General features: G+C 60.0%; 20 protein-coding genes. 7 read left to right on the plus strand and 13 right to left on the minus strand.

The features are described from left to right. Window positions 1-4: 4 nt before the first annotated feature. The gene (locus ACR3E0_RS00605; RefSeq protein WP_480475153.1) at window positions 5-1,492 is read right to left on the minus strand and encodes an ABC transporter substrate-binding protein; all 1,488 of its coding nucleotides are present in this window, start codon (window positions 1,490-1,492) and stop codon (window positions 5-7) included. A 169-nt stretch (window positions 1,493-1,661) separates the two neighbouring features. Between ACR3E0_RS00605 and panB the strand changes: the two genes are divergently transcribed. The 4 genes from panB (at window position 1,662) to ACR3E0_RS00625 (ending at window position 5,409) form a co-directional block, all read left to right on the plus strand. Beyond that, window positions 1,662-2,501, plus strand: coding sequence for a 3-methyl-2-oxobutanoate hydroxymethyltransferase (gene panB / locus ACR3E0_RS00610; RefSeq protein WP_480475155.1), 840 nt, complete (start codon window positions 1,662-1,664; stop codon window positions 2,499-2,501). Then, window positions 2,498-3,349, plus strand: coding sequence for a pantoate--beta-alanine ligase (gene panC / locus ACR3E0_RS00615; RefSeq protein WP_480475157.1), 852 nt, complete (start codon window positions 2,498-2,500; stop codon window positions 3,347-3,349). Before panB ends, panC begins: the two co-directional genes overlap by 4 nt. 71 nt (window positions 3,350-3,420) lie before the next feature. Next, window positions 3,421-4,899 (plus strand): glycerol kinase GlpK, encoded by a 1,479-nt coding sequence (gene glpK / locus ACR3E0_RS00620; RefSeq protein WP_480475159.1) that lies wholly within the window; start codon window positions 3,421-3,423, stop codon window positions 4,897-4,899. A gap of 93 nt (window positions 4,900-4,992) precedes the next feature. Continuing rightward, complete coding sequence (locus ACR3E0_RS00625) at window positions 4,993-5,409, plus strand: VOC family protein (protein ID WP_480475161.1); 417 nt, start codon at window positions 4,993-4,995, stop codon at window positions 5,407-5,409. Between the two features lie 50 nt (window positions 5,410-5,459). Here the strand turns inward: ACR3E0_RS00625 and smpB are convergent, their stop codons facing one another. From smpB to ACR3E0_RS00675, 10 genes are all read right to left on the minus strand, one after another. Then, a complete protein-coding gene (smpB, locus tag ACR3E0_RS00630) occupies window positions 5,460-5,936 on the minus strand; it encodes an SsrA-binding protein SmpB (protein ID WP_480475163.1) in 477 nt (158 codons plus the stop codon). 58 nt (window positions 5,937-5,994) lie between these two features. After that, window positions 5,995-6,537: an isopentenyl-diphosphate Delta-isomerase gene (idi, locus tag ACR3E0_RS00635; RefSeq protein WP_480475165.1), complete on the minus strand. Its 543-nt coding sequence runs from the start codon at window positions 6,535-6,537 to the stop codon at window positions 5,995-5,997. Between the two features lie 206 nt (window positions 6,538-6,743). Further along, window positions 6,744-7,157, minus strand: coding sequence for a c-type cytochrome (locus ACR3E0_RS00640; RefSeq protein ID WP_480475167.1), 414 nt, complete (start codon window positions 7,155-7,157; stop codon window positions 6,744-6,746). A gap of 113 nt (window positions 7,158-7,270) precedes the next feature. Beyond that, on the minus strand, window positions 7,271-8,287 hold the full coding sequence (locus ACR3E0_RS00645; RefSeq protein ID WP_480475169.1) for a P1 family peptidase: 1,017 nt from the start codon (window positions 8,285-8,287) through the stop codon (window positions 7,271-7,273). A 19-nt stretch (window positions 8,288-8,306) separates the two neighbouring features. Beyond that, window positions 8,307-9,053 carry an SDR family oxidoreductase gene (locus tag ACR3E0_RS00650; RefSeq protein ID WP_480475171.1) on the minus strand — a complete coding sequence of 249 codons (747 nt, stop codon included), beginning with the start codon at window positions 9,051-9,053 and terminating at the stop codon, window positions 8,307-8,309. A 60-nt stretch (window positions 9,054-9,113) separates the two neighbouring features. Continuing rightward, entirely contained in the window at window positions 9,114-9,533 is a 420-nt protein-coding gene (arfB, locus tag ACR3E0_RS00655) for an alternative ribosome rescue aminoacyl-tRNA hydrolase ArfB (RefSeq protein ID WP_480475173.1), read from the minus strand. Between the two features lie 261 nt (window positions 9,534-9,794). Further along, window positions 9,795-10,439, minus strand: a complete 645-nt coding sequence (locus ACR3E0_RS00660; protein ID WP_480475175.1) for a queuosine precursor transporter — start codon at window positions 10,437-10,439, stop codon at window positions 9,795-9,797. A 91-nt stretch (window positions 10,440-10,530) separates the two neighbouring features. Then, the gene (locus tag ACR3E0_RS00665) at window positions 10,531-11,415 is read right to left on the minus strand and encodes an esterase-like activity of phytase family protein (protein ID WP_480475177.1); all 885 of its coding nucleotides are present in this window, start codon (window positions 11,413-11,415) and stop codon (window positions 10,531-10,533) included. Further along, a complete protein-coding gene (gene mepA, locus ACR3E0_RS00670; protein ID WP_480475179.1) occupies window positions 11,388-12,251 on the minus strand; it encodes a penicillin-insensitive murein endopeptidase in 864 nt (287 codons plus the stop codon). Before mepA ends, ACR3E0_RS00665 begins: the two co-directional genes overlap by 28 nt. Next, a complete protein-coding gene (locus ACR3E0_RS00675) occupies window positions 12,248-13,615 on the minus strand; it encodes an MFS transporter (protein WP_480475181.1) in 1,368 nt (455 codons plus the stop codon). Before ACR3E0_RS00675 ends, mepA begins: the two co-directional genes overlap by 4 nt. Window positions 13,616-13,744: 129 nt before the next feature. On the opposite strand from ACR3E0_RS00675, the gene ACR3E0_RS00680 reads away from it, so the two are divergent. The 3 genes from ACR3E0_RS00680 (at window position 13,745) to yaaA (ending at window position 16,954) form a co-directional block, all read left to right on the plus strand. After that, a complete protein-coding gene (locus tag ACR3E0_RS00680) occupies window positions 13,745-14,032 on the plus strand; it encodes a YggT family protein (RefSeq protein ID WP_480475183.1) in 288 nt (95 codons plus the stop codon). 78 nt (window positions 14,033-14,110) lie between these two features. Continuing rightward, a complete protein-coding gene (gene recQ / locus ACR3E0_RS00685) occupies window positions 14,111-16,150 on the plus strand; it encodes a DNA helicase RecQ (RefSeq protein ID WP_480475185.1) in 2,040 nt (679 codons plus the stop codon). Window positions 16,151-16,183: 33 nt separating this feature from the next. Beyond that, entirely contained in the window at window positions 16,184-16,954 is a 771-nt protein-coding gene (yaaA, locus tag ACR3E0_RS00690) for a peroxide stress protein YaaA (RefSeq protein ID WP_480475187.1), read from the plus strand. Here the strand turns inward: yaaA and ACR3E0_RS00695 are convergent. After that, window positions 16,945-17,406, minus strand: a complete 462-nt coding sequence (locus ACR3E0_RS00695) for a VOC family protein (RefSeq protein WP_480475189.1) — start codon at window positions 17,404-17,406, stop codon at window positions 16,945-16,947. The two genes, yaaA and ACR3E0_RS00695, sit on opposite strands and share 10 nt — an antisense overlap. Window positions 17,407-17,415: 9 nt before the next feature. Beyond that, window positions 17,416-19,629, minus strand: coding sequence for a response regulator (locus tag ACR3E0_RS00700; protein ID WP_480475191.1), 2,214 nt, complete (start codon window positions 19,627-19,629; stop codon window positions 17,416-17,418). Window positions 19,630-19,685: the final 56 nt, after the last annotated feature.

The raw sequence follows: 19,685 nt of genomic DNA on the forward strand, positions 1-19,685 counted from the left end.
TCGGCTATTCACTCCAACTGATGGCGGTCAGATCAATGGCCGCCGTGGGGGCATTTTCCCAAAGCCCCTGAACGCCCGCTTTGGCCACACCCAGCTTGGCAAGCTGAAACAGGTAGCCGTTGACGTAGTCGCCGGAGATCAGGCGCTGAGCCTCACCCATCAGCCGTGCCCGTTCTTCCGGATCGGTGGTTGAATTCAACGTGTCCATCAGCGCCTGAAAATCGGTGCTTTCATATTGAAAGTAATAGTCTGGCCGCGCGTAGATGCCGATATCCATCGGTTCGGTGTGGCTGACTATCGTCAGGCCAAAATCCTTGCCCTTGAAGACAGACTCCAACCACTGGGCCCATTCGACATTGATGATCTCTGCCATGATCCCAACGTCGGCCAGTTGCGCCGCGATGATCTCTCCGCCCCGGCGGGCATATGACGGCGGTGGCAGGTGCAGCGTGGTTTCGAACCCATCGGCAAAACCGGCTTCGGCCAGCAATGCCCTGGCCTTTTCCGGATCATAGGCGGAGTTGCCTGTCAGGTTGACATAGGCCGGATTGTGCGGCGCGAAATGCGTGCCGATGGGCGTTCCATAGCCAAACATCGCGCCGTCAATGATGGCCTGACGGTCAATGGCATGGGCCAGCGCCTGACGCACACGGATATCATCAAAGGGTGCCTGCTTGTTGTTGGTGGACAGGATCGTTTCCCCTTCGGTTGACCCCACCAGCACCTGAAATCTGGGATCTGCTGCAAACTGCGGCAGGTTTTCCGGCGCAGGGAAGTTGTCGAACGCGTCCACGTCCTCGGCCATCATCGCGGAAAACGCGGCGGTCGGATCAGAGATGAATTTGAACGTCGCGGTCTCTAGCGCGGGCGCATCGCCCCAGTAGTCGGGATTGCGGTTCAACGTGACGCTGTCACCCTGAATCCATTCCGCAAAAGTAAACGCACCGGTGCCAATCGGGTTGGTTTTGATGTTTTCGATACTTTCGGGCGCGACAATCACAGCATCGCCCCAGGCGAGGTTGAACAGAAAGTTTCCATTCGGTTCGGACAATGTGACCGCGACGGTCAAAGGGTCGACAACATCAACGCTCTGGATCCCGGCAAACAGGGCCTTCTGCGCATTGGCACTGTCTTCGGCCATGGCGCGGTCGAGGCTGAACTTGACGTCCTCGGCATCCATGGCCGTGCCATCGTGAAAGGTGACACCGTCCCGCAGCGTAAACGTATAGACGGTTCCATCGTCCGAGATTTCCCAGCTTTCCGCCAAGCCGGGCACCACTGATCCGTCGCCCATAAACCGGGTCAGCCCTTCGAAAATATTGGTGTACACCACCGAATCGATGGCCTGCGCTGCGGCGCTGGTCGGGTCCAGATGCGGCGGTTCCAGCTGCATCGCGATGGTGATGTCTGACTTGGCAAGAGCCTGGCCGGCCAGAAGGCTGGCGCCCAGCGCCAACACCGAGGCAAAGCTGCGAAACGTCTGCTGTGTCATGAAATTCTCTCCCCGCTGAGGTTGTATGGCCTCGTGTTTGACGGACCTGTCTGCAGGTAATGTCCCTATAAACCTTGGGTCATTCAAGGAAATGTTCGCGCAACCGGGGTTTCTTCGCCCCTGTCCGATCTGCTATGCCGCACTGCAACATGAACCCGCAGGAGCGAGCATGAGCGCCACCGCCCGCAAAAAAGCCCCGAATGCCGAAGATATCCGCGCCCGAAAAGGTGGCGATCCACTGGTGTCCCTAACCGCCTACACCACGCCAATGGCCCGCCTGATGGACGACCATTGCGACTTTGTGCTCGTCGGCGACAGCGTCGGCATGGTCCTGCACGGTTTGCAGTCCACACTTGGCGTCACAATGGACATGATGATCCTGCACGGGCAGGCGGTCGCGCGGGGGCTGGAGAAGGCGATGATGGTCGTCGACATGCCCTTTGCCAGTTATGAACACGACCCGTCGCAGGCGTTCCGCAATGCCGCCCGGTTGATGTCGGAAACGGGTGCGGGCGCGGTCAAGTTGGAAGGCGGGGTCGAAATGGCCGACACCATCCGCTTTCTGGTCAAACGCGGCATTCCGGTTATGGCGCATATCGGTCTCACGCCGCAATCGATCAACACGCTGGGCGGTTACAAGGTTCAGGGGCGCGATGACCAGGCCGAAGCTGTACTGGCAGACGCCCGCGCCGTGGCCGAAGCAGGCGCATTTTCGGTTGTGTTAGAGAAGGTTCCGCAAGGATTGGCCGACCGGATCACAGTTGATATCGCGATCCCCACAATCGGCATCGGCGCGTCCCCCGGCTGCGACGGGCAGATTCTGGTGGTGGACGACATGCTGGGCTTTTTCACCGCGTTCAAACCAAAATTCGTCAAACGTTACGCCGATCTGGGACCGCTGGCCGAAGCCGCCATCGCGGAATATGCCGCCGAGGTTCGCACGCGCAGCTTTCCGGCGGATGAGCATGTGTTTTCCGATCAGGCTCCGGCCAAGGGACCCAAAATATGACCGCACCCATCTTGCGGCGCCTAGAGGATTTGCGTGCTCTGACGACCGAATGGCGCCAGCAGGGCGAGGTGATCGGCGTTGTGCCGACGATGGGCGCGCTGCATGCCGGGCATCTGTCCCTTGTTGCCGCCGCCAAGGCCGATTGCGACAGGGTCATTGTCACGATCTTTGTGAACCCCAAACAGTTCAACAACCCAGACGACTTGGCGAAGTACCCGCGTACAGAGCATGAAGACGCCGAAAAACTGGTCCCGTTTCAGGTCGACGCCATCTATGTCCCCGATCCCGACGAGATCTATCCGCAAGGTTTTGCCACGACTGTGTCCGTGGCAGGCCTGACCGATATGATGGAGGGGCCGTTCCGGCCTGGTCACTTCGAAGGAGTGGCCACCGTTGTTGCCAAACTCTTCCTGCAAACGCAGGCGGATCGAGCCTATTTCGGGGAAAAAGACTATCAGCAGCTTTTGGTTGTGCGCCGCATGGCCCGCGATCTGGATATCCCGATCGAGGTCATCGGCTGCCCGACGGTGCGTGAGCCATCGGGGCTGGCGATGTCGTCCCGCAACCAGTTGCTGTCACCCGAAGGGTGGAAGATTGCCGTGAAGAAAAGCGAGATCATGCGCGGAATCTCCGACCGGCTGACGGCAGGCGAGGCCTTTGCTCCGCTGGCGCAAAAGGCAGAGGCGGATCTGATGGCGGCCGGGTTCACCGATGTTGAGTACATTGATCTGCGCTGCGCGCAAACGCTTGAAGAATTGACCCACGCCTCGCGCCCCGCGCGGCTGTTCATCACGGCCTGGGCTGACGGCGTGCGGCTGATCGACAATATCCCCGTACAACCGGCCTGATTTCCGCTCTGGCGGGACCGCGACTGTTTGCGCTAAAGTCCCGCAAAACGAAACGGGGGAGACACGCAGGCATGACCTATATTCTCGCAATCGATCAGGGCACGACATCCTCACGCGCAATTCTCTTCGACGCGCAGATGCAGCGGGCGGGGACAGCGCAGCGCGAATTTCCGCAGCATTTCCCGCAAGAAGGCTGGGTCGAGCACGAGGTCGAGGATATCTGGAACAGCGTTCTGACGGTTTGCCGCGAGGTCATGGAAACGGCTGGCGTTTCCACCGAACAGATCGCCGGGATCGGGATCACCAACCAGCGCGAAACCACCGTCGTCTGGGATCGTGCGACCGGCAAGGCCATCCACAAGGCCATCGTCTGGCAGGATCGCCGGACCGCAGATATCTGCGCACGCTACCGTCAGGCGGGGTGCGAAGACGACGTCACCGCGCAAACCGGACTGCTGCTGGACCCCTATTTCTCGGGCACCAAGGTCAAATGGCTGCTGGATACCGTTCCGGGCGCACGCGACCGGGCAGAAGCCGGGGATCTGCTGTTCGGGACCATCGACAGTTTCCTGATCTGGCGGCTGACCGAGGGCCGCAGCCATGTCACCGACGCCACCAACGCGGCGCGCACCTTGCTGTACGATATCCACAAGGGCGAATGGAGCACTGAAATCTGTGACCTGTTGGATGTGCCGTTGAACATGCTGCCGGACGTCCGTGACTGTGCGACAGAGTTCGGCAGCACGTCCCTGTTTGGCGGCAACATCCCGATTCTCGGCGTGGCCGGTGACCAACAGGCGGCCACAATCGGCCAAGCCTGCTTTCAACCCGGCATGATGAAATCCACGTACGGCACCGGATGCTTTGCCCTGCTCAATACCGGGGCGCAGCCCGTGGCCTCTAAGAACAGACTGCTGACCACGATCGGCTATCAGTTGGACGGGCAGCGGACCTATGCGCTGGAGGGGTCAATCTTTATCGCGGGCGCGGCAGTCCAGTGGCTGCGGGACGCACTGCAGATCATCGACTCGGCCCCGCAAAGCGGAGAGCTGGCGGCGCAGGCCGATCCAACCCAGCATGTTGTTCTGGTTCCGGCATTCACCGGCCTTGGTGCGCCCTATTGGAAACCGGACTGCCGTGGGGCCATGTTCGGGCTGACCCGCAATTCTGGACGAGCCGAAATTACACGGGCCACGTTGGAAAGCATTGCTTTTCAGACCCGGGATCTGTGGCACGCAATGCAAGGTGACTGGGGTGCGGATGCGGATGTCATCCTGCGGGTCGATGGCGGGATGAGCGCGTCCGACTGGGCGATGCAGGGATTGTCGGACTGTCTGGGCGCCCCGGTTGATCGCCCCGTGATGCAGGAAACCACCGCTTTGGGGGCCGCTTGGCTGGCCGGGATGAAAGCCGGAGTGTATCCCGATCAGGACGGATTCGCCGAAACATGGCAACTGGATCGGCGCTTTGAACCGGGCTTGCCCGAGGATGAGCGCGACGCGGCCTACGCACGCTGGCAACGCGCGGTTGAGGCGACGATGGCATTTTGATCAGCGGCGTTTATTGAGCGTAATTCCGTGTTGCCTTAGAAAGATGAAACCGTTTGGCAGAAACACCCAAACGGTCGGACAGAAAGGCAAAACATGATTGCATACATCACAGTTGGAACCGACGACATCGCGCGCGCGAAACGGTTTTACTCTGCGTTCATGCCTGCCCTTGGGTATGAGCTTGAGGAAGGCCCCGAGGGCCTGAGCTACGCTCTGCCCGTAGAACCGGGACAGACGCCCATTCTGCCTGAGTTCTATGTAAAACCAACCTTCGACGGGCGTCCGGCCTCAGCTGGCAACGGATCTATGACGGCCTTTGAGGCCCACAATCAGCAGCAGGTTCGCGATCTTCACGCCGCCGCACTTGATGCAGGTGGTTCCGATGAGGGTCCGCCGGGTTTTCGGGCCTCCTACGGACCTCATTTCTATGTCGGCTACCTGCGCGACCCGCAGGGCAACAAGATCGCACTGTTTTCAAGCGACCCAAACGAACCGGGACGAGACGGGTAACGCAAGCATCGCTGGCGTGGTGCAAAAGATCAGCGTTGCGCCCAACTCATTTAGCTGTGGTCTTTCAAAAGCCGCTGCTTCTGCCGCGACCAATCGCGTTTGGCCTGGGTTTCGCGTTTGTCGTGGGTTTTCTTACCTTTGGCGATCCCGATCTTCACCTTGGCCAGACCCTTGTGATTGAAATACAGAACCAGCGGCACCAGCGTCATGCCTTTGCGTTGCGTCGCGTTCCACAGGTTTGACAGTTCCTTGCGCGACACAAGCAGCTTACGGCGGCGGCGTTCTTCGTGTTTGAACGATTTGGCCTGCTCGTATGGCGCAATATAGCTGTTTACCAGCCACAGTTCTCCGTCATCGACCGTGGCATAGCTTTCGGCAATGTTTGACCCGCCTGCGCGCAGGGATTTGACCTCGGACCCCTCCAGCATGATGCCGCACTCGATATCCTCTTCGATCGCATAGTCGAAGCGGGCACGCCGGTTTTCGGCGATTACCTTGTAATTCGGGTCTGTCTTCTGCTTGGCCATGACGCGTTGATTTAGGCGGCTTGCGCCGCCCATGCAAGGCAGGGATTTGCCGCCAGCTTCAGGTTTTTGATGAAATGATCAGGTCGGGACCAAATATCGTGTCGGCATGGCTGTGCAGATAGATCTTGAGCCACGGGGTGAACCGGTCCGGGTGGCGCTGCACCTCGGCCAGAAGATCGTGATAGTCGATCCAGCGGATATCCATGACTTCGTCCGGATTAGGCTCGATTTCCAGCGGGCCGCGCACATGGGCCAGAAACACATCGACCACCTCGTTTTCGACCAGGCCATTGCCGACATCGGCATGATATTCCAACCGGTGACGATATTCGGGGTACAGACCGGTGATCCCCAACTCCTCGCGCAGCCGGCGCACGGCGCAGGCAGAGGGGCTTTCGTTCCAGTCGGGATGCGTGCAGCAGGTATTCGCCCACAGACCGGGTGTGTGATATTTGCCCAGTGCACGGCGCTGTATCAGAATCTCGGTTCCACGCACGACAAAGACGGACACGGCCTTGTGTCTCAGCCCTTTTTCATGTGCTTCCAGCTTGTCAACGGGGGACAGTTCGCCGTCAACCCAAGCCGGGATCATGATACCCATCTGTCGTCTCCTGCTGCCGGTCCGCCAATCCGGCGGGAACTAGGATTTGGCTGCAGCCGGATCAGCTTGGCGTTTGAGTGCAAAACAACAGGTGATATGCACCGATTGGTCCCAGAGTGTCCACAAAATAAAGTTTGATCAATCGCACCAAAGGCCGCAGGGGCTGCGGCCTTTGGTCTTTTTCGCAACAGATTCAGGTTTAATCGCTATTCACCCGACACGCTGACGATATAGGCATAGACGTCTTCGCCGCCCTTTTTCAGCTTGAAGGTCATCTTGGATTTGGCCGATGTCTCACCCAAGTAATCTTTCAGGAAGGCTTTGGGGTCCTGGGAGTATTCGACAAAGGTTACCTCGTCCCACACCAGTCCGTTTTCGCCCGCCGCGACGATGCTGTCACCGTATTTGAACCCTTCGACGGTACCTGCCGTGCGGCCCGCGATGCCATACAGGTTCGGACCGGTCTTGCCGCCTTTCACAATCACCTCACCGTCAGGGTCAGCGATCATGTGGCAGGATTTGCACTTGTTGAAGGTCTTCTGGCCCGCCTCAGCGTCACCTTCTGCGTAGGCAGGGACAGCCAGCAGACCGACGAGTGCGGTAGCGAGGATACGATTCATTGGTTTTTGCTCCGATACAAATTGGCTGACCCGAATGGAACGCTGACACGGCAGAGAGTCAACGCGCAGATTGCCGCGCGCGGGCACTGTGTCAGGTCGATCAGACCGCATCCTTAACCAAAGTCATTTAACTCGGACCAGCAAGGCAAAATGTCCCCTGGGGCAGGGGATGCAAGGTACACCGCGCGTGCAATTGCCCGGGACAGACACAGCGATGCCGCGTGCCCTATCAGGCCCAGTTCTGTCCCGGTCTCCAGCGGATATGCGCCCGTGCTGATACTGAAAACCAGATCGCCATCGCCCGGTGTATGCGCAGGCAGGACAGCCCGCGCAATTCCGTCATGGGCGGCAACGGCAACTCGGTGGCATTGCGGCTTTGTCAGTGTGGCGTCTGTCGCGACGATCGCGATTGTCGTATTGGCCTTCTCCGGTCCGGCAAGGCGCATCGCCTCGGCTTTTCGGCTGGCAGGACGACGGCCCAAGCCCGAAGACGGATCGGGGCCGAGACCGCCGAACTCATCCCCCACCTCGAAAGGCGCGGCCCAGAAATGGCGGTCCCCCGGCGTGGTGACGCTGCCCATCGGATTGGCGGCGACCAGGGCCCCAACGGTGATCCCGTCCTCAAGCACAAGAGAGGCCGAGCCGAGGCCGCCTTTTTGCATCGCCGCCAATGCGCCCGTGCCGGCGCCGGCAGTGCCCAACGCAAACTCCTGCGCCGCGTTTTCAAAGGCCGTGCGTCCAAGTTCACGATAAGGGTTTTGATCCCAGCCCTTGTCTCCGCCGTTCAGCAGATCGAAAAGGATCGCGCCGGGAACAATCGGCACAACGGTGCTGCCGACAGGAAACCCCCGACCACGAGACCGGAGCGCGTCCGAAACCCCGGAACAGGCATCCAGCCCAAAGGCAGACCCGCCGGACAGAGCAATTGCATCAACATGTGTCACGGACTTGTCCGGGTTCAGCAGATCGGTTTCCCGCGTGCCCGGTGCCCCGCCCATCACATGGACCGATGCTGTAAACGCCTCTTCAGCGGTCAGCACGGTCGTCCCGGATTTCAGGACGTCATCCTGAGCGTTGCCGACCTTGAGGCCGGGCACGTCGGTGATCAGGTTTCGGGGTCCGGGGATCATCGCTTTGTCATCCGTTCATTTAGATGCACCGACCGCCATCGACTTCCAGCGCCACGCCCGTGATCATGCTGGCCTCGTCCGAGCACAAAAAACACGCGGCGTTGGCCATGTCGTCCGGCGTTGAAAAACGTCCCAACGGGATGGTAGACAGGAACTTGGCGCGGGTTTCAGGCGTGTCTTCTCCCATAAAGGACTTGAGCAGGGGCGTTTCACCCGCCACCGGGCAGATCGCGTTGACGCGCACACCGGACGGGGCCAGTTCCACCGCCATTGTCTTGGTGGCTGTGATCATCCAGCCTTTGGAGGCATTGTACCAATTGAGGTTCGGGCGCGGGGACAGACCAGCCGTTGAGGCAACGTTCAGGATCGCTCCTGTTGTCCGGGACTTCAGATGCGGCACGAATGCGCGCGCGGTCAGGTAGACGGACTTCATGTTGACGTTGAAGACACGGTCGAAATCCGCTTCATTCACGTCTTCCAGAGGGGTCGGTAAATGGGTGACGCCTGCATTGTTCACCAGAATATCGAGATGCCCAAATCTGTCCAAAACTGCATCAGACATGGCCTCAACCGAGGCGCTGTCAGATACATCGACGTCCTGGGCGACAGCGTTCTCACCAAGCTGTTCCGCCAGATCACGTGCCGCTGCACCGTTGATGTCGGCAATCATGACACGGGCGCCCTCGGTCAGGAATTTTTGCACGATCCCCGCCCCAAAGCCGGACGCACCGCCTGTCACGATCGCGGTTTTTCCCTCCAACCTCATGGCCTTGACTCCCCGCCGTCATTGAAAGGCAGAGTAACGATGCCCCGGAAAGTTACCAGATCAATCTTCGGACACCCTGCCGCGCAGGGCTTTGACATCCGACCGCGCCTTTTTCGTGGCCAGCCGCCGCTTGACCGAGCCATAGGTGGGTTTAGTGGCAATCCGGCGTTTGGGTTTGACGAGAGCGCGGCTGACCAACTCAGCCAGCCGGGTGCGGGCGATGTCGCGGTTTCGGGCCTGACTGCGGGTTTCTTCGCACTGAATGATAATCGCGCCATCCTTGGTCCAACGCCGCCCGGCCAACCGTTTCAGCCGTGACTTCACCGGGTCAGGCAGCGAAGGCGAGCGCGCAGCCTCGAACCGCAGTTCAACGGCAGTCGACACTTTGTTGACGTTCTGCCCGCCGGGACCGGACGAGCGAACAAAGCTTTCAGTCAGTTCCCAGTCCTGCAGGATGATATCGTCGGTGATGCGCAGCATGAGGGCGACCTTACAAGCGGCGCGCGAAAACAAAAAGGGCCGCCCCGGCGGGACGGCCCCTCGAAAGTTCAGGAGGTGGGTCGGTTAGATCAATCGACCAGCCGGAGCGAGCGCTCCGCCAAGGGCTGCCCTAACGGGCGATCCCCCCGGTTGTTCCGACACCTCTCTCCAATCTCTTTCTCGACACTGGATCACCTCCTTTTCTATCTGTTGCGGTTGAAAAGAAGCGTGCCACAACTTGTGCCAATGTCAAAGCGTTTTTTACGCGGGCTGCGCGGTCAGTCGCGCGACGATCACCTTGAACGGGATCAGCGCGATCAGAGCCAGCGAAAGTTTCACCAGCCAGTCGGCAAAAGCCAGCGTCACCCAGAGGGGTGCCATCGGGCCGGTCAACATGAAGGGCACAGGCTCCCACGCCCAGTTGATCGCGGCGTCGGCATTGGCGCCGAAGAACGTGACCGAGGCTGAAAACGCGATGGTAAAGAACAGGGCGGTGTCCAGCGCCGAGCCAACAAGCGTCGAGACCAGCGGCGCACGCCACCAGCGGCCACTGCGCAGCGAATTGAACACGGTGATATCGGTGAGTTGCGCGATCAGGAAGGCGGTGCCCGACGCAACGGCGATGCGCAGCGGTACGGCGGCATAGGTGAACCCGTCACCCTGCAGCATGATCTGGCCGCCGATCAGCGAGCAGATGATACCGGTGACAAACCCCGCAAACACAACCTTGCGCGCCGAGCCCACGCCGTAGACACGATTCATGATGTCCGTGACCAAAAAGGCCAAAGGATAGGTGAAGGCACCCCAAGTCAGCAGCCCGTCTAAGATGAGGAACTGAACCAGAATGTTCGAGGCCACAACAATGGTGGCCATGGCAATAATGCCGGGGATGTAGGCGCGTTGCATATTTTGATGCCCGTTTTGACAAGGTAGCGGCGACTTGGCCCCGGGTTCGTCCCAAGGCAGGCCGAGCGTTTAGACCTTTGCTGCGGCCCTGTCAATCGGGCAGCAGGTATTCCACCAGTTCCGTCCGCTGCAACGCCAGAAAGTTGTCGTCCGAGATCATGCTCGCCCGCAGCCAGCCCAGATCATCGCGCCAGACTGACAGGCCTTCGAGGTTGTCATGTGCGCCTGTGCCAGTCTCGAACAGGATCTCTTCGGCTTCGGGCTCATCATCAACGATCTGCCAGCGGCGCAGGCGCGAGCGAAACCCCGTTAGGGACACGCTGCGTTCCAAAACATAAAGCCGACCTTCAGGCCCGAAATCCGCGGCGACGGGCAGGAAACCATCCCGTTGCGGCAGAACAAATGGCGTGGACCAGGCGCGGCCATTCCAGCGATAAACCGGGATATCGCCCTGCGCAGTCCGGCTTTTCTCGGTCAATGTGTACAGGCGTCCCTGATCGTCGATTGCCAATGCCTCGAACGACCCGTTGAGGTCGAGCCCATCGAACGCTGCGGGGCGCGGCAGAACACGCGCCTTGGTGCCGGGCGCAGGGTAATACGCCACGCGGTGCACGCCTTCGAACGAGATATAGAAGCCACCTTCCGGGGTGACGGCGAGCCCTTCGGAATCACCCGCACGGCCCAGCATGATGCGGCCCGTGCTCGACAGCAGCGGCCAATGGCCCACAATCTTTAATTCTGTTATCCGATCCCCGTCGCGTTCAATGCGCGCGGTCACCAGAACCGACCGGTCGCTGACCGCCATCACGTGGTGCCCGTTCTCTGAAATGTGCAGGGCCGAAAACCCGCCGAACCACTCGGCAGTGTGCCGCCAGACAAAGCTGTGCAGTTGGGTCGCCGTTTTGACATCGACCGCCCAGACCGACCCGGCGAGCAGCAGGGCCGCAATCAGTTGGATTGCAGAACCGCGGCGCATTGCTGGGGCAGATCCGCCAGAACATATTCCCGGCGCTTCTTGGGCGGCGGCGCATTTGGATCCGGCGGTGGCGGATTCAGAATGTTCTGCACCCATTGCTGCGCCTCGGCACAGCCATCGCCCTTTGGCGGCGCATCCTGGTTCACGCATCCACGCGATCCTCGCGGGCAGTTCAGCCTTACATGGAAGTGATAATGATGCCCCCACCAGGGCCTGATCTTGCGCAGATAGGCCCGGTTGCCTTTTTCGTCATTGCACATCTGCACCTTGGCACCCGGGAACACGAAGATGCGCGCCACACGTTTGTCCTTGGCCGCCTCGCGCAGAACAGCGTGGTGCTGCTTGGTCCAGTTGTTGTTCACGTAGGCCCCATTGGATCGGCGCAGAGAGATCGACGAGAGATTCTCGCGCGCCTTGCGGGACAGGCGCATGTTGTCGCCCGGCAGCATCCAGATATCGATATCCAGCCCCAGTTGGTGGCTGCGGTGCCCGGATGTCATCGGCCCGCCGCGCGGCTGGCTGATATCCCCGATATAGAGACCATTCCAACCCGGTTGCCGGGCCGCGAATTTGCTGAGGTCCTGCACATAGTCGATGGCCTCTGGGTGCCCCCAGTTGCGGTTACGCGACAGGCGCATCGCCTGCCATGTTGGCCCGGTTTCCGGCAATTGCACCGACCCTGCGGCGCAGCCGCGCGAATAGCTGCCGAAGGCCGCCGGTTTTTGCTGTGAGCTTTGCTTTTGCGCGCCGAACAATTGCTTGGCCAGTGGCTGCGCCCCTGCGGCGCCAGCAAGTGTTATCGCGGTGAATAGTGCCAAAAGTCGTAGTAAAATCATCTGCTCTGATCCCCTTCCGGTCTGACCCAGCGCATCAGGACTAGACCCAGAATAAACAACAGAATGATGGGTGACACCCCCAGACGTGCACTCCCGGTTGCTGTTGTTGCAATTCCGATCAACAGCGGGGCGGCAAAAGCCGTGGCGCGGCCCGACAACCCGTAAAGGCCAAAGCTCTCGACAGGGGTTGCAGGGTCGGTATGGCGTACCATCAGGGATCGGCTGCAGGACTGCAGAATGCCGCCCATGCCACCGATCAGAACGCCGCAGCCAAAAAACACCAGATCCGGCAGTCCGGATCCTTCGGGCAGCGATATACCGTATATCTGCGTCCGATCCATCGAGACGACTGTTATGCAAACAAAGATCAGTACCCATATGGCCACCAAAATGACCGGCTTGGGGCCGAATTTCTTGTCCATCTTTCCGCCGATCCAGGCAAAGATGGCCGAGGCCAGCACGCTGACAATCCCAAAGACGCCGATCTTGATCAGGTCCCATTCCAGCACCAGACGCGCATAGACCCCGCCAAAGCTGTAGAGCCCGTTCAGCGCATCCCGATAGAACATCGACGAGCCGAGATACGTGGCAAGGCTGACCCGGTGGCGCAGGGCGGATACCGATTTGCCGAGCAGCCGTAGCGCCTCGCCCACGCTGCCCTTTTTGGCCGTATTCGGATCATCCCGAACCCACAGGAAATAGGGAACCATGAACAGGATAAACCAACCGGCCGTAAACGGCCCGACAAAGCGCGTACCCTGCTGTTGCGAGGCATCCAGGCCAAAAACAGGGTCCATGCCTATCAGGGTCTTGCCGTTGGGTTGTTCGACAAACAACGTCAGCATGATTGCAAGCGAGATCAGGCCACCGAAATAGCCAAAGGCAAAACCCGACCCGGAAATCTCTCCGACCTCGCTGTCATCCCCCAGATCGGGGAGTTGCGAGTTGATAAAGATCAGCGCGTATTCCGCCCCTACAAACCCAAGGCCAAACGCAGACAGCATCAACCACATGTTCGAGCCATCCGGCAGCGTGAACCACAAAGCAGCAGAGCCCACGGCATACATTACCGAGAAGGCGAAAATCCACGGAATGCGACGGCCGGACACATCCGCCATCGCGCCCAGAAGCGGCGCCCCAAAGGCAATGATCAGCCCGGTGATGGTCAGGCAATTTGCCCAGACCGTCTGCGCCTGGGCGGCGGCGGCCTCGGCGTCCAATCCGGTGTTTGCGTAATACCCGGCGGCCACACCGGCGAAATAGGGGCCAAAGACAAAGGTGACCAACAGGGTATGCAAAGGCTGGCTGGCCCAGTCAAAAAACCACCATCCCCAGATGCGCTTGCGCTTGGAAATCTCTGCCATACCTGCCTCTTGCCGTCTTTGCGCTCATAAGACGGGCCTTTGGTGCGTTTCGCAAGCTTTCAATTGGCCCGGACTTGCTCTTTGACGCGGGGGCGCTTAGGTCTCGACAGATGTGAAAACGGAGTTCCCATGCTGTCGCTGATCCAAATCCTGCTGCTGATCCTTGACGTTGTCTGGTTCATCATCCTCGCCCATGTGATCATGAGCTGGTTGATCAATTTTCAGGTGCTGAACCTGCATCAACAGCTTGTGGCGCAAATCTGGTATGGGTTGAACCGCATTCTGGAACCCATCTACGGCCCGATCCGCCGTATCCTGCCCGCCATGGGCGGTATCGATCTGACCCCGCTGGTGGTTCTGATCGGCGTGTACGCCTTGCGGATTGTTCTGGTCAACAACATGGTCTATTTCTACTGACCTCTTGTTCACTGAATCTTAGTATGTGATGGTCCTGTCTTAAGAGCAGCCAAACTATAAAACAGGGCTACCCCGCACATGTTCGACGCCGCACCGTTGCTGCGAGATGTCTTTGGATTCGACGACTTCCGCCCCGGGCAGGAAGAGGTGGTCGATGCCGTGACGGCGGGTGAGAACGTTCTGGCCATCATGCCAACCGGCGGCGGCAAATCGCTGTGCTATCAGTTACCTGCCCTGTTGCGGGACGGTGTGACCGTGGTGATTTCGCCCCTGATTGCCCTGATGCGCGATCAGGTTCGCGCCCTGCAGGAGGCCGGGGTCGAGGCTGGCGCGCTGACCTCGGGAAACACCCCTGAAGAAACCGACGCCGTCTGGGAAGCGCTCGAAGAAGGGCGGCTGAAACTACTCTATATGGCACCGGAACGGCTGGCGGCCGGATCCGCGCTGGGCATGTTGCGTCGGATCAGTGTTAGCCTGATTGCGGTGGATGAGGCGCATTGCGTCAGCCAATGGGGTCATGACTTTCGCCCCGACTATCTGCGGATCGGAGAGCTGCGGCGCGCGCTGAACGTGCCCTTGGCCGCCTTTACTGCAACAGCGGATGCGGAAACGCAGGATGAAATTGTCGAGAAGCTGTTCGACGGTATCGAACCGCGAAAGTTTCTGCGCGGCTTCGACCGGCCCAACATACATCTGGCTTTCGCCGCCAAGGACGGACCACGCAAGCAAATCCTCGACTTCGCTGCAGCCCGCAGAGGGCAGTCAGGCATTGTCTATTGCGGCACACGGAGCAAGACCGAAGCGCTGGCCCAGGCATTGCGCGCCGATGGCCATACCGCCTGCCACTACCATGGGGGGATGGAGGCCGAGGATCGCCGCATCGTCGAGACCCGCTTTGCCCGCGAAGATGGCCTGATCGTGGTCGCCACCGTGGCCTTTGGCATGGGCATCGACAAACCTGACATCCGTTGGGTCGCCCATGCCGACCTGCCCAAATCCATCGAGGCGTATTATCAGGAAATCGGGCGCGCCGGACGCGACGGCGCCCCTGCCGAAACCCTGACCTTGTTCGGGCCGGACGATATTCGCTTGCGCCGTTCGCAGATCGACGAAGGGCTTGCCCCGTCCGAGCGGCGCTCGGCCGATCACGCGCGGCTGAATGCCCTGCTGGGCCTGGCCGAGGCGCTGGAATGTCGGCGTCAGACCCTGTTGGGCTATTTCGGCGAGCAGGCCGCGCCTTGTGGCAAATGCGATCTGTGCGATGCCCCGCCCGAAATCTTCGACGGCACCACCCCCGTGCGTATGGCGCTGTCTGCGATCCTGCGCACCGAGGAATGGTTTGGCGCAGGCCATCTGATCGATATCCTTTTGGCCAATCAGACCGACAAGATCCGGGCCCGGCGGCATGATGCCCTGTCGACCTACGGCATCGGCAAAGACTGGTCCCGCCCGCAGTGGCAGGCGATCTTCCGGCAGATGATGGGGCACGATCTGGTTCGCCCCGATCCTGACCGCCATGGCGCCTTGCGCATGACAGAAGCGGCCAAACCGATCCTGAAGGGCGAGGCGCAGATCGAACTGCGCAAGGACTCGATCCGCAAAGCGACCCGGCGACCGGCGGTGAAGGCCATGGTCTCGGAAGAGGACGCGCCGCTGTTGTCGGCTCTCAAAGCCAAACGCCGCGCGCTGGCGGAATCCGCGCGCGTCCCGGCCTATGTCATCTTCCCGGATCGCACTCTGATCGAAATGGCGGAAACCCGTCCCAAGACTCTGGACGACATGGCACGGATCAGCGGAATAGGCGCGAAAAAGCTCGAGCGCTACGGCGCCACGTTTCTTGAGGTGCTGACTGGTGCCAAGGAAGACCTGCACCCGGCGCGGCGCAAACTCGCCGGGCGCGAGCAGGGCGATATTTATGACCGTTTGCTTGAGGTTCAGTCGCAATTGTCGCGTGGCCCGGACGGCATCGACAAGCCTCTGACCTGTTCGGCCTCGCAACTGGCCAAGGTCGCGCAACTGCGCACGGACGATCCGCATGTGATGGAACAGATTCTGGGCGATCGACGCCACGAAAGGTTTGGCGCCGCCTTTCTGGACGTGCTGCGTATCGCGGGCTAGATACAGCCGAACAGGCAAGGAATGAGGGCGGACATGCTGGTAGTGATATCCCCGGCCAAGCGGCTGGATTGGGCAGAGCGCAACGTAGAGGCCACGCAACCCGAGTTTCAGGATGACGCGATCCGGCTCTCGAAGACCGCCCGCAATCTGACCCTTGGCGATCTCAAGACACTGATGGACCTGAGCGATGATCTTGCGCGCCTAAATCGAGACAGGTACCGCGTGTTTTCCGACGCACCTGACCCCAACATGACCCGTCCGGCCGCCCTCGCCTTTGCGGGCGATACCTATCAGGGGCTTGAGGCTGCGTCGCTGGACACGGATGAGATGGTCTGGGCGCAGGATCACCTGCGCATCCTGTCCGGTCTTTACGGCATTTTGCGTCCGCTCGACGCGATTCAGGCCTACCGGCTTGAGATGGGGAGCAAGCTGAAAACCCGTCGTGGCAAGAACCTGTATGACTACTGGCGCGATCAGCTGAGCAAAGCATTGAACGCCCAGGCCGACGAGATCGGAACCGATGTTTTGGTCAACTGCGCCAGCCAGGAGTATTTTGGCGCTGTGGACCCCAAAGCCCTGAAACTGCGCGTGATCACACCGGTGTTCATGGAAGACAAAGGGGGCACCCCCAAGATTGTCAGCTTCTTCGCCAAAAAGGCGCGCGGAGCTATGGCGCGGTACGTCATCCAGCACCGTCTGACCGATCCCAAAGGTCTTTTGGATTTTGACAGCGGTGGTTACGTGTACCGACCGGACCTGTCAGACGAGAGCAAACCGGTCTTCGTGCGCCCCTATCAGGCCTGATCCAACATCGACGGGTCGTATGCAACCAGTTCGACCGTGTTCCCCTCGGGGTCCTCGGTGAAAATACCGCGCCAGCCGATCCAGCCGAATTGCTCGACCCTGTAGGGCTGCCCGATCTCTTCATACCAGCGCATCACCGCGTCCTGCTCGCTGAACGGCAGGGACAGTGCGATGTGATGCAGCGACGAGCCACCGCCCGTTACCAGCTGCCCGCCGCCTTTTGGGTGCAGGCCCGGACGCGGGGTGGCAGAGTGGTGAAACAGCGCGAGAACCTGCGTATGTCCGTCAAACCCTTCGGCGATGCGAAAAAAGGTGATGGCGCTGTGATGATCACCGCTGAGCCGCCCAAGCCCGATCACCGTCTCATAGAATTCCACCATCGCGCTCATGTTCGCACAGCGAATTGCAATCTCACCCAATGCACGGGGACGAAAACCACGATCCTGCGTCATGACCCGAGCCTAGTCCGCCTGCGGAGTTTCGGCAATCACCGGCAGAGCCTCTTTAGGTTGATAGGTCAGAACCATCTCGTGGATGCGCTGCTTGTGCAGGGGTTTGGTCAGGTAGTGGTCCAACCCGGCCGACAGGATACCCTGATCATCCCCCTCCATCGCATGCGCGGTCAGGGCAACGATTGGGACGTGGCGGTTGGTTTCGATCTCGCGCCGACGAATTTCTGCTGTTGCCTGCTTACCGTCCATCTTCGGCATCGAGATATCCATGAAGATCAGGTCCGGGTCGAATTCGAGATGCGCTTCGACCGCCTCGATCCCGTTGGTGGCAAAGCGCAGATCGATGTTCAGATCCTTGACCATCTTTTTCAGGATCAACTGATTTGTCCGGTTGTCCTCTGCTGCTAGAACCCGCATCCGCCTTTGGCCCTGTGGCCCGGCTATCGATTCCACCGGTGTTGCTCCTGAGGTATCGGTTCCACCCACCGTTTCCGAGAGACCTTCCAACGCCATCAGCCGTGAAAACAACTCGGCTCGGGGGATCGGTTTTTGCAGGACACCTTCGATCAGATGACGGGCAGGACTGGCGTGGATCACGGCAGGGTTGGCCGACATCACGACGACCGGCAGGTCGGCCCAGCCCGTTTCGGCCAAAGCCGTGGCCAGCCCCAGAGCGTCCATATCCGGCAAATCATGATCGCAAAGCAGCAGGTCAACCGAGTTGGTCATCGCCTTTAGCGCCTCTGCGCCCGTGGCACATATCGTGACCTCTGCCCCGAGGCGACCGAGCTGTTTGGCCAGAATGGCGCGATTCACGGCAAGGTCTTCGACGACCATGACATGTTTCAGATGCCCGGCCAGATCGGGTGGGGCCGGCTGAGGTCCTTCGGCTGTGGGCAGGGAAAAGCGGAACCCGAAACAGGACCCCTGCCCAAATTCACTTTCGACCCAGACCGCGCCACCCATCATATTGATCAGACGTTTTGTGATCGCCAGACCCAGCCCGGTACCTTCGAACTGACGATTGCGCTCATCCTGCACCTGATTGAACTCGCCGAAGATATGGCCAACCTTGTCGGCCTCGATGCCAATGCCGGTATCTTCGATCGCAACATGGATGTCGCAGCTTTGCGTATCCGCGTGCGGCACCCCGGTGACCCGGATCAGAACGTGACCTTCTGCCGTGAACTTCACGGCATTGCCCACAAGATTGGTCAGAACCTGTCGTACCCGGCCGGGATCGCCCACAAACAGGGTCGGCAGGAACAGGTCGTAGTCGACCAGCAAGGACAGCCCCTTGTCGCGCACGCTGGGCTGGAGAAGCATTGCCACCTCAAGAATACAGCGTTCCAGGTCGAACTGCTCGGGATGCAGGATCAGCTTGTCCGCCTCGATCTTGGAATAGTCCAGAACGTCGTTGATGATGACAAGCAGCGCCTCACCGGAATTGCGGATCGTGTTGACGTAGAGCCTTTGTTCTTCGTCCAGAGACGTTTCGGTCAACAGCTCGGTCATGCCGACAATGCCGTTCATCGGCGTGCGAATTTCATGACTCATGTTGGCGAGAAACGCGGATTTTGCCCGGTTTGCCGCCTCGGCCCGTTCCATTGCGGCCTGCAACTCGGCCTCGTGCCGGACCGAGGCGGTGATGTTGAGCGCAAGGCTCACCACATCGCCGCCATGCCCGCGCTGATCGATCAGCCTGATGTAATGGCCGTTCCACAGTTGGATCACGACGGGCGGCGGGGTGCTGCGTGCCCACCGGGATTGCATTCTGGCGCGCCACGTCCCTGCAGGCTCGGACCCGATATCCACGATCCCTTCGTTCGTCAGCAGCTCCAGAATACGCTGATACGATATCCCGGGCGCAACTTCGTCCAGACCTTCAAAAACGCTCAGATACGCCGTGTTGGCGCTGATCAGGCGGCTGTCGCCATCAAAAAAGGCAAAACCGTCCTGAATGGTCTGGATCGAATGCCAAAGCCGCCTTTCGGCAACTTCGATCTTGGCATTGGCAACAGTCAGGTCGGATTTGACCTTTTCATTCTCACCGCGAACCGTCTCAACCTCGGCCTGGGTTTCGCCAATCTGTCTGGTCAAGGCCATCGCGTGGCGGCCCAGTTTCCGGTTCGCCGCCGACAATTCGGCCTGCTTCAATTCCAGCAATCGCTCCGCCGCCAGACGTGCGCGCCGTTCCTGCGCCAGCTTGTTTGCAAAACTCATGTTTGGTGATCCCGAGACAACCTGCACCCAACATCCCGGCAGACGGTGAAAAAGTG

It is taken from the genome of Ruegeria sp. AJ12, assembly GCF_056536245.1.